Annotated in this window: 12 protein-coding genes; 10 read left to right on the forward strand and 2 right to left on the reverse strand. The window is 62.0% G+C overall.

What is annotated here, in order from left to right:
• Together AC3WQZ_RS08310 and AC3WQZ_RS08315 are read left to right on the forward strand one after the other, a co-directional pair.
• Positions 1–1,551, forward strand: coding sequence for a hydrogenase large subunit (locus tag AC3WQZ_RS08310; protein WP_492292500.1), 1,551 nt, complete (start codon positions 1–3; stop codon positions 1,549–1,551).
• Positions 1,551–2,075, forward strand: a complete 525-nt coding sequence (locus tag AC3WQZ_RS08315) for an NADH-quinone oxidoreductase subunit B family protein (protein WP_492300323.1) — start codon at positions 1,551–1,553, stop codon at positions 2,073–2,075. The genes AC3WQZ_RS08310 and AC3WQZ_RS08315 overlap by 1 nt, the downstream gene beginning before the upstream one ends.
• Before the next feature lie 76 nt (positions 2,076–2,151).
• Here AC3WQZ_RS08315 and AC3WQZ_RS08320 read toward each other — a convergent pair whose 3' ends face one another.
• A complete protein-coding gene (locus AC3WQZ_RS08320; protein WP_010810540.1) occupies positions 2,152–2,355 on the reverse strand; it encodes a ribbon-helix-helix protein, CopG family in 204 nt (67 codons plus the stop codon).
• A 146-nt stretch (positions 2,356–2,501) separates the two neighbouring features.
• On the opposite strand from AC3WQZ_RS08320, the gene AC3WQZ_RS08325 reads away from it, so the two are divergent.
• The 8 genes from AC3WQZ_RS08325 to AC3WQZ_RS08360 all read left to right on the forward strand — a co-directional run bounded on the left by AC3WQZ_RS08325 (position 2,502) and on the right by AC3WQZ_RS08360 (position 8,024).
• Complete coding sequence (locus tag AC3WQZ_RS08325; RefSeq protein ID WP_136227778.1) at positions 2,502–2,774, forward strand: HPr family phosphocarrier protein; 273 nt, start codon at positions 2,502–2,504, stop codon at positions 2,772–2,774.
• A 14-nt stretch (positions 2,775–2,788) separates the two neighbouring features.
• Entirely contained in the window at positions 2,789–3,619 is an 831-nt protein-coding gene (locus tag AC3WQZ_RS08330; RefSeq protein WP_439668004.1) for a fused MFS/spermidine synthase, read from the forward strand.
• A gap of 40 nt (positions 3,620–3,659) precedes the next feature.
• Positions 3,660–4,820, forward strand: coding sequence for a DUF1275 domain-containing transporter (locus tag AC3WQZ_RS08335; protein WP_492300324.1), 1,161 nt, complete (start codon positions 3,660–3,662; stop codon positions 4,818–4,820).
• A gap of 97 nt (positions 4,821–4,917) precedes the next feature.
• The gene (locus AC3WQZ_RS08340; RefSeq protein WP_011615551.1) at positions 4,918–5,082 is read left to right on the forward strand and encodes a hypothetical protein; all 165 of its coding nucleotides are present in this window, start codon (positions 4,918–4,920) and stop codon (positions 5,080–5,082) included.
• Positions 5,083–5,171: 89 nt separating this feature from the next.
• Positions 5,172–5,519 (forward strand): YkgJ family cysteine cluster protein, encoded by a 348-nt coding sequence (locus AC3WQZ_RS08345; RefSeq protein ID WP_010810535.1) that lies wholly within the window; start codon positions 5,172–5,174, stop codon positions 5,517–5,519.
• Positions 5,520–5,626: 107 nt separating this feature from the next.
• A complete protein-coding gene (locus tag AC3WQZ_RS08350; protein WP_058697945.1) occupies positions 5,627–6,280 on the forward strand; it encodes an ArsR/SmtB family transcription factor in 654 nt (217 codons plus the stop codon).
• Between the two features lie 74 nt (positions 6,281–6,354).
• Positions 6,355–6,732, forward strand: a complete 378-nt coding sequence (locus tag AC3WQZ_RS08355; RefSeq protein ID WP_010810533.1) for an MBL fold metallo-hydrolase — start codon at positions 6,355–6,357, stop codon at positions 6,730–6,732.
• Positions 6,729–8,024 (forward strand): MFS transporter, encoded by a 1,296-nt coding sequence (locus tag AC3WQZ_RS08360; RefSeq protein ID WP_010810532.1) that lies wholly within the window; start codon positions 6,729–6,731, stop codon positions 8,022–8,024. Before AC3WQZ_RS08355 ends, AC3WQZ_RS08360 begins: the two co-directional genes overlap by 4 nt.
• Before the next feature lie 133 nt (positions 8,025–8,157).
• Here AC3WQZ_RS08360 and AC3WQZ_RS08365 read toward each other — a convergent pair whose 3' ends face one another.
• Positions 8,158–9,738, reverse strand: coding sequence for an isocitrate lyase (locus AC3WQZ_RS08365; RefSeq protein WP_010810531.1), 1,581 nt, complete (start codon positions 9,736–9,738; stop codon positions 8,158–8,160).
• Positions 9,739–10,143: the final 405 nt, after the last annotated feature.

A 10,143-nucleotide genomic window follows, 5' to 3' on the forward strand; every position in this document is an offset into this window, starting at 1 on the left:
ATGACTCTGTCCGATCCCGGCCTCAACCTGGAGCGGTTGCCCGCGCCGCTGCCAGTCTGGCATGGCCGGGTCGATCCAGACGGCTGGTCGGTCACGGCCCGCGCGGTGGCGGACGCTGGCGGGCGCCTCGTTGCGCTGTGGGGCGTTGATCGGAGTGCCAGCGGCGGCACGTTGACGGCATGCGTCACATACGCCGCGGCGCGGGGGCTGATGTGGCTCGAACTGCGACTGGATGGCGTCGCGCCCGCCGTGCCGGACCTGGCCGGCGTATTCCCATGCGCGGGCCGGATGCAACGTGCCATGACCGACCTGGTGGGTATCCCCGTGCAGGACAGCCGCGATGGCCGGCCCTGGCTGGACCACGGCCTGTGGCCGGCAGGGGCGCGGCCGCTGCAAGGCGGCGCGCCGGCGGGTGCGGCCACCGGCGGCATATTGCCTGCCAACTATCCTTTCGTGCGCGTGGAGGGCGACGGCGTGCACGAGATCGCGGTCGGGCCGGTGCATGCCGGCATCATCGAACCCGGCCACTTCCGCTTTTCGGTGGTCGGCGAGAAGGTGCTGCGGCTGGAGGAACACCTGGGCTACACCCACAAGGGCATCGAGCGGCGTTTCACCGAACTGGCGCCGCCCGAGGGCTACCGGTTGGCCGGCCGGGTCTCGGGCGATTCCACCGTGGCCTATGCCTGGGCCTATTGCATGGCGCTGGAGTCCGCCTGGCGCTGCGCGCCTCCACCGCGGGCGGACTGGCTGCGCGCCCTGATGCTCGAGCGTGAGCGGGTGGCCAATCACCTGGGTGACTTGGGGGCGCTGGGCAATGACGCGGGGCTGGCCTTCGGCCTGGCGCAATTCTCGCGCCTGCGCGAGGACTGGCAGCGGTTGTCCGCAGAGGCTTTCGGTCACCGGCTGATGATGGACGCCGTGGTACCGGGCGGCGTTGCGCAAGACCTGGCACCAGCCATGGCTGAGCGCCTGGAACAGCAGTGCGGTCACATCGAGCGGGAAGTACGCGTGCTGCGTGCGGTGTACGACGAACATGCGGGCCTGCAGGACCGATTTCTTGGAGCAGGCTGCGTCACGCCGCAGCTTGCCGCCCGGCTTGGGCTTACCGGCCTGGCCGGACGTGCCAGCGGTTGCGCCGCGGACCTGCGCTGCGACCATGCCTGGCGGCCCTACGATAGCGTCGCCGTGAAGATGGCCACGCACCGTGGCGGCGATGTCGCCGCCCGGGTGGCGGTGCGCTTCGATGAGGTGCTGGAGTCGCTGCGACTGATCCGTGCCATCTGTGCAGGCCTGCCGGAGGGTGCCACGCGAATCGTTCCGCAAGCGCCCGCCGGCGCCGCCATCGGGGTCGGATGGGTGGAGGGCTGGCGTGGCGAAGTCCTGGTCGCGCTCGACCTTGCCGATGACAGCCGCATTCTGCGCTGCCATTGCCACGACCCGTCGTGGCAGAACTGGCCGGTGCTGGAGCATGCCATCATCGGGAACATCGTGCCGGACTTTCCGCTGATCAACAAATCCTTCAACCTCAGCTATTCGGGGCACGATCTCTGATGTGGAAAATCCTCAGGCAGATCGCACATACCGGCATCGTTACTGAGCCTGCTCCGCGCGGCGCGGCGGACGAGGCCGCCTCCATCCAGCGCATCCACCGGGAGCTGCTCGACATTCTCGGGCAGGCGCTGACGATCCGGCAGGTCGACGCAGGCTCCTGCAATGGCTGCGAACTGGAAATCCACGCACTCGGCAATCCTTACTACAACATCGAAGGCCTGGGCATCAAGTTCGTCGCAAGCCCGCGCCATGCCGACATGCTCCTGGTGACGGGACCCGTTTCGCGTCATATGGAAGAGGCCCTGCTGCGCACCTATGCGGCAACCCCGGAGCCGAAACTGGTGGTGGCGATAGGCGACTGTGGCTGTACTGGCGGGATCTTCGGGGAGAGCTATGCGAGCTGCGGCCGCGTCGCCAATGTCATCCCGGTAGACATAACGGTGCCGGGCTGTCCACCGCCGCCGATAGAGATCCTGCGCGCAATACTAAGCGCCGTCCGGCAGACCAGTGCCACAAGACGCTAGTGATCCGGCCCTGGCAACAGCGGTGTGCACCTGAGGTGTGCACCTGAGCGTGGGCACCGGCTGGCCCCTTCCTGCATCACCCGCGTTCCTTCGCCACTGACCTTGGCGCTCCGAGCGTCGGCCGGGTGGCGTAGTCCACCTCGTACTGCTGCAAATAGTCGCGAATCATCTGGCGAACGACTTGGGATGGCGTCTGGTCCTGGGCGGCGCAGAGCGCCTCAAAGGCCTTTTTCTTCTCCGGATCGATCAATACGGTCAGGCGGGCGGTCTTGGATTCCATGCGTCTAACAATGTCATCATATAATAATGGCATTATAATAGTATACATCTCCAAGATGCGCCGGTATGTCTTAGTAGATGCTGGCAGGGCGCGCGGTCCCGCGCAAACAAGTCTTCAGAGGGCACAACTTTTTGATGAGGGGCGCAGTGGTAGAAGTGACGATAGCGGTAACTGCCGGGAATGCATTTCAAGGGCGGAATTCCGCACGGCTGGCTTTCACGGCCAATCAATTTGAGTGCGAGATCCTGCTTACCAGTGGCCCCTGGGTTGCAAACGCCAAGCGCGTGATGGAGGTCATGCGCCTGTCCGCCCGGGTGGGAACGCACATCCGCATCCAGGCGGACGGAGCGGACGAAGCCGCCGCTGTCGTCACCATCGCGGCATTGTTGCGGGGAGAGGCGCTTCCCAAGGCGCTTTGATGGAATCCTGAGCTATGCATGCCGACCGCACCTCGTTCGACGCCTACCTGAAGTTCCTTGCCGAGGCGAGCCACGACGGTACGCCCAAGGTGTTGGAAACCCAGCACGCCCTGTCCCTGCATTTCGACGCGCTCGCGACCCAGAGCTTCATGTCGCGCAAGGATCCCGACAAGCTCGTGCTGGGCTATACCCGGACGATGATGGGATTCCTGTTGTTGCACCCAGTCCCGGCCAGGATCTCAATGATCGGCCTGGGTGGCGGTTCGCTTGCCAAGTACTGCTACCGGCATCTGCCCAACACCAAGATCGTGGCAATTGAAATTAATCCGGCGGTCATCGCCCTGCGCGAGCAATTCCAGATCCCGCCGGACGACGAACGACTTGAGGTGGTTTGCGCAGATGGCGCCGACTATGTTGCGAACCAGGATGCGCGACCGGACGTGATCCTGGTGGACGGGTTTCTGGCCGATGGCATGCCGGTGCAGCTGGGGACGGCAGACTTCTATGCCGCCTGTCATGCCCGCCTGGCCGATACCGGCGTGCTGGTCGCGAATTTTCTCGAAAGCGATCCCGATATCCCGCTTTACCTGGAGGAAGTCAGCACCGCGTTCGGCCAGTCGATGTCGATTTCTCTTTCCGAAGACAGTTCCAACTACACGCTGTTTGCCTGGAAGGGGGCGCACAAGCTGCCCTCCCTGGACGCGCTGATTGCACGAGCGCGCATCCTGGAAACCGCGCATTCGCTAAGCCTGACCGCGGCCGCTCGCCGCCTGAAACGCGGCGAGCGCCTTGCGTCGGATCGTGCGGCCTGGCCGAAGCTGGCAAGACCGCAGGTCCGGTATTGACACCGCCCTCCCCCGCGCAAGCCTCCTTACCAACGCAACCATGCCTATCCTGTACTTGCGCAAGCTGACTGGGAAGGAGCGCAGTCCCGGCAGCAATCGGCAACTGGCCTGCTACCTGGCGTTTGTGGCCGGAGCAACCAACGCAGGCGGCTTCCTGGCCGTGCAGCAGTACACCTCGCACATGTCGGGCGTTGTGTCCGCCATGGCCGACAACCTGGCGCTTGGCAGTTTCTGGCTGATGTTGGACTGCCTTGGGGCCTTGCTGTCGTTCCTGGCGGGCGCCGCCTGCTCAGCGGTACTGATCAACTGGGCCCGGCGCGAGCGACTGCATAGCGAATACGCATTGCCGCTCATGCTGGAAGCCTTGTTGTTGGTGTGTTTTGGCCTGCTAGGCAGCAATCTCGAACACCACGAATGGTTGTTCGTGCCGGCAACAGTCATGGTGCTCTGTTTCATCATGGGCTTGCAAAATGCCATGGTCACCAAGCTGTCGAATGCCGAGATCCGCACCACGCACGTGACCGGCATGGTCACCGACATCGGTATCGAACTGGGCAAGCTGTTCTATTGGAACCTGTCCAGGGCCGATTCGAGCAAGCCGCCGGTGCTCGCCAATCGGCATAAGCTGCAGGTACTCATCACACTCGTCGTATTGTTCTTTGCCGGCGGCGTCATTGGCGCCCTGGGGTTCAAGCACGTCGGGTTCAGCGCCACACTTGCGCTGGCAACCCTGTTGCTTGCCCTCGCTGCGGTTCCGGTGCTGGACGATGTGCGTCTGCATTTGTGGCGCCGGGATCTTCTGGCTCATTTGATCGCACGTTCCCGGCGTTGGGCTCGCGCAGTCAAGGAAGATGTGCACGCCGTGTGGCTGGCCGCGCAAGATCCCCGCACGCCATGGTATGCGAAAGCACTGGCCTTGCCGGTCGCCGCCTATGCCTTGTCGCCCATTGACCTGTTTCCCGATTTCATTCCGGTGCTCGGCTATCTGGATGACGTGGTGGTGGTGCCGCTGGGCTTGTTGCTGGCAATACGGTGGATTCCGGTCGCGGTAATGCGCCAGCATCGCGCGGCGGCCGCGGCATCCGCCCACCGCCCCGTCAGCCACGTTGCGGCGCTGGTGATCGTGACGCTCTGGGCCGGTGCAGCGGTGTCGGCAATGATCTGGCTTGTGCAGCATCTGTCTGGGCGGGGAGGCACATGAAACGGCGGCCCGATCAGGCGCGGCCATCGGCCAGTCCCACAGCAAGGTCCCGGTCTGAGCTGACGACACGGCTCGATGGCCTCGTAGAGGGATAGAGATGAGCGACGAACAGTATCACCGTGCCGTGGACCTGATCCACTTGCTCTATGCAGCACTGGCCGGCCTGATGACGCCCGGCGGCGGCGAGGAAGCCCGTGAGCTGGCCGAGAGCGCTATGCAAGAGGCGTCGGAATTCCTCAGACTACCGCCGGGGGCACGTTAGTTGAACTAGATCGCGGCGCACAGTTGGGTTGAATGTAGCGCGCATCCTACCTCGGCCAGCTCCTGACCGACTTTCTGATAACCGCACCAATGAATAGTCAAAAGATCAGATTTCTTCGCTCACGAATTCCCACATTTGAGTGCACCCCTGGATGTCATGACTGTTGTGGTCCTGTGACAACCTCAACGGAGGAAATGTCGAGGCTTCCCGTCAAAAGCGATGCCGAGCACGAAACGGCGCTGGCAAACCTGAGTTGCCCTCACCTTGATACCAAGGGATGCAGCGTGTATTCGGAGCGCCCGTTGATTTGTCGCTTGTTTGGAACGACCCCAAGGCTTGCCTGCCCGAACGGAAACCGGCCGGTCAGAATGATCGATCCGGAGATTGAACAAGAGATTCAGCGCTTCTTTCTAGAGACACGTCACGTGCTGGTCTGACTGAGGCATGAAGCTACCGCTGGCAGCCGCTGTCAAACAGCCTCCCAGAGAGAAGCTCCTTCCAGACAGAGCTTGCCATTCATTCTAACGTTCCATAGAATGAAAAAATGAGAACGTTAAAGAACCACCTGTACGAGCAGGTCGCGCGCATCGGGAAAGCCGTAGCCAGCCCGAAACGTCTGGAGCTTATCGAGCTTATGTGCCAGGGTGAGAAAACCGTCGAGGTTCTGGCCGCCCAGGCAGAAATCAGCGTGAAGCTCGCCAGCGCTCATCTCAAGGAGCTGCGCCAGGCTCGTCTCGTCGAGACCCGCAAGGATGGGAAGTACGTCCAGTACCGTCTGGCCAGCACCAGCGTGGCCGACCTCTGGGTAACGCTTCGTTCAGCGGCCGAGGAGCGGCTAGTGGAATTGCAGGTGGCCCTGGCGTCAATCATCGAGCATGGCGACGACCTCGAAGGATTCGACCGTGCTGCCATCTTGAAGAAGGCCAGGGCCGGAGAAGTGCTGGTTCTCGATGTGCGCCCAGCAGAGGAGTTCGCCACGGCCCACTTGCCGCATGCTCGCTCCCTGCCACTCGACGAACTCAGGAAGCGGCTTGCCGAGCTGCCCAAAGACATGCCCGTTGTCGCGTACTGCCGCGGCCCCTTCTGCCTGATGGCCAAGGACGCTGTCGAGTTCCTGCGCAAGAAGGGCTATCGCGCCTTCCACCTGACTGATGGCGTGGCCGAGTGGCGCGCTCACGGGCTGCCCATCGAGGCATAGGGCAAGGAGACGGATGTCATGGCACGGAAAGCGCGGGCCGACTAGGCGCCAGTGTCCAGACACAGGAAACCGTCATGTTCTTCCGCCAACGTCCCACTGAAAACGCCACCTTTTCCTATTTCTTTGGATGTGCCGGCCGGCCGGACCTGGCCGGGAGAGAACGCGAAATGGCCGCCCGACTGCACGATAGCTTGCATCGCAAGCTGTTGAATCTCCCTGCCGAGCTTGAGATTTATCCTGGACATCAAGCCGGCAGCGCCTGCGGCGCAGGCCTTTCTGGCAAGCCTGCATCGACCATCGGGTTCGAGAAACGCTTCAACCCGATGCTCGCAATGTCGCGCGATGCCTTTGTCGATGCGGTGGTTGCCGACATCCCGCAGCAACCGGAGAACATGGCTCGCATCATAGAGGTCAATCTGCGTGGCATTAAGCCCGAAGGTGCGCGCGATTGAAGCCGCTCTCGATTGACTTCGGCATACGTGCCAATCTTGGCCAGATTCTGCAGCAACTGCTGCAGGTGCTGTTCGTAGGCATGACCATTGGCATGATGCGCAACGTTGTACCGGCGCTCGCCGAGACCGAGTTCGGCGTGCCACGTGGGTCGTTCATGCTACTGGTGGCCTTCGTCGTGGCATTCGGCTTCGTCAAGGGTGCTATGAACTTCGTTGCGGGTCGCCTGGCGGAGCACATCGGCCGCAAACGAGTGCTGCTCATCGGATGGCTTGTAGCGCTACCGATTCCGCTGCTTATCTATTTCGCGCCATCGTGGAACTGGATTGTCCTGGCAACTACCTTGCTCGGTGTGAATCAGGGCCTGACCTGGTCAATGACCCAGACGGCCAAGCTCGACATTACGCGAGCCGACCAGCGCGGCCTGGTTATCGGGCTGAACGAATTCTCTGGCTACGTGGGTGTCGCCGTGGCAGGAGTGGTCACGGGCTATGCGGCTTCCATCTCGGGTCCGCGCGAAGGATTGCTGTGGTTCGGCGCTGTCGTCATTGGGCTGGCGACATTGCTCGCCTGGCTGGTGGTGATGGAGACGCTGCCCTGGGCCCGGGCTGAGGTCAAACGCCACACCGCCGGCACATCCGCGACAGTGCTTCACCCACGCTACCCGCCGGGCGTAAGCGAGCAACCATCGAGCAGCGAGATGTTCGTCCTGATGAGTTGGCGCGACCGTCGAATGGCCGCGCTCTGCCAGGCCGGGCTAGTGGAGAAGTTCGTTGACGCGCTGGTTTGGGCCTTGTTTCCCATCTACCTGCACCAGCAGGGAGTGAGCCTGCCCGGCATTGGCTGGATAGTGGGTGTCTACGGCTTTACCTGGGGCGGTGCCCAGCTATTCACCGGTAGATTCTCGGACAAGGTCGGCCGTCAGCGCCTCAATGTCGGGGGTATGTGGGTGTGTGGCGCTGGCGTGGCCCTGCTGCCGCTAGGCAGCGGCTCGGTTTGGTGGAGCACCTCGGCCGCCGTGACCGGGCTGGGCATGGCGATGTTGTACCCCAATCTGAGCGCTGCGGTAGCCGACATCGCACACCCCAGTTGGCGGGCGTCCGCCATTGGCATCTACCGCTTCTGGCGCGACCTCGGGTATGGCATCGGCGCGCTCTGCCTGGGCGCAGCTGCAGCGCTCGGTGGCCGCGTCGAGAGTGCATTCTGGTTCGTCGCCATCGCGATGGGACTGTCTGGCCTTGTACTGTATCACTGGGGAGAGGAGACGCATCCGCGTCTCAACCCAGCACGCTGATTTCAAGCCACACGTACAGCTTCTGCATGGAAGCGCACAAGAATATGTTTGATGAGAACCCCGCGAGCGATCTCGCCGGACAAAAAAACGCCAACCCGTATGGGTTGGCGTTTTGCTTGGGGTATTACTGGTATCAGAACTGGTTCATGGTGTTGTCTTTACCCGCCGCTTTCAGGGCCGCTTCGCCGCTGAAATACTCCTTGTGGTCGTCGCCGATGTCCGAGCCGGACATGTTCTGGTGCTTGACGCAGGCGATGCCCTGACGGATTTCCTTACGCTGCACGCCAGCCACATAACCCAGCATGCCCTGGTCGCCGAAGTATTCCTTGGCCAGGTTGTCGGTCGACAGTGCGGCGGTGTGGTAGGTCGGCAGCGTAATCAGGTGGTGGAAGATACCTGCTTCGCGCGACGCGTCGGCCTGGAAGGTCCGGATCTTTTCGTCGGCGAGCTTCGCCAGTTCGGTCTGATCGTATTCCACGCTCATCAGCTGGGCGCGGTCATATGCCGACACATCCTTGCCCGCGGCCTTCATCGCGTCATACGCCTGCTGGCGGAAGTTCAGGGTCCAGTTGAACGACGGGCTGTTGTTGTACACCAGCTTGGCGTTCGGGATGACCTTGCGAATCTCGCTGACCATGCCGCCGATCTGGGCGATATGCGGCTTTTCGGTTTCGATCCAAAGCAGGTCAGCGCCGTTTTGCAGTGCGGTGACGCAATCCAGTACGCAACGCGCTTCGCCCGTGCCGGCGCGGAACTGGAACAGGTTGCTGGGCAGGCGCTTGGGACGCAGCAGCTTGCCGTCGCGCTTGATGATGACGTCACCATTGCCCAGTTGGTCGGCCGACAACTCCTCGCAATCGAGGAAGGAATTGTACTGGTCGCCCAGGTCGCCCGGCGTGTTGGTCACGGCGATCTGCTTGGTCAGGCCGGCACCCAGCGAATCAGTACGGGCCACGATGATGCCGTCGTCCACGCCCAGTTCCAGGAAGGCGTAGCGGATGGCGCGGATCTTGGCCAGGAAGTCCTCATGCGGCACGGTGACCTTGCCATCCTGGTGGCCGCACTGCTTCTCGTCGGACACCTGGTTTTCGATCTGGATGCAGCATGCGCCCGCTTCGATGAACTGCTTGGCCAGCAGGTACGTCGCTTCGGCGTTGCCGAAACCCGCGTCGATGTCCGCGATGATGGGCACGACGTGGGTGACGTGGTTGTCGATCTTCGCCTGGATGGCGGCCTTGGCAGGGCCCTGGGCAGCGTCCAGCTCGCGGAACAGGCCGCCCAGTTCACGGGCGTCGGCCTGGCGCAGGAAGGTGTACAGCTCGCGGATCAGCGCGCTGACGGAGGTTTTTTCGTGCATCGACTGGTCCGGCAGCGGGCCGAACTCAGAGCGCAGCGCGGCCACCATCCAGCCGGACAGGTAAAGGTAGCGACGCTCGGTGCTGTTGAAGTGCTTCTTGATGGAGATCATCTTCTGCTGCCCGATGAAGCCGTGCCAGCAGCCCAGCGACTGGGTGTACTTCGACGAGTCGGCATCGTAGGCGGCCATGTCGGCGCGCATGATCTTGGCAGTGTACTTGGCGATGTCCAGGCCAGTCTTGAACTTGTTCTGGGCACGCATGCGGGCGGCATACTCGGGATTGATGGCATTCCACGCGCTGCCGTGGTTCTCTTTCAAACCGGCAACTGCCTTGATGTCGTCTTGATACTGGGCCATGGGAATTTCCTAAGAAGAAAGCGCGTTTGAAAAAAATAGTTGAGTGTGCTGACGGATGTCGAGGCGAGCAGCGTGGGTTCATTGTAGGGCGTTCTTGATGCGTCGCGGCAAAGTCTTATATAAGACATAAGAGTTGATTTTTCCTTATTTTTCAATGAGATAAACACTAAATTCCGCAATGTGGAAAGCATTTTCAAGGACCGAAAGATAGCGCCGGGGGAAAGCCGGAGCAAATTCCACAATGTGAAACGCTCTTTCAGTTGCCGGAGGCAGGCCGGGCACGGATGGGATGGTCGTCAGAAACCGGCCAGAGTCGGTCAATAAAAATGGTTCTTCACCGATTTCCGGGGAAGGCCGCCCGGATCTTCAAGAAGAAGTAGTGGTCATCACGGAAGCCATAGGCCA

This window comes from Cupriavidus sp. FW305-26, from assembly GCF_058787975.1.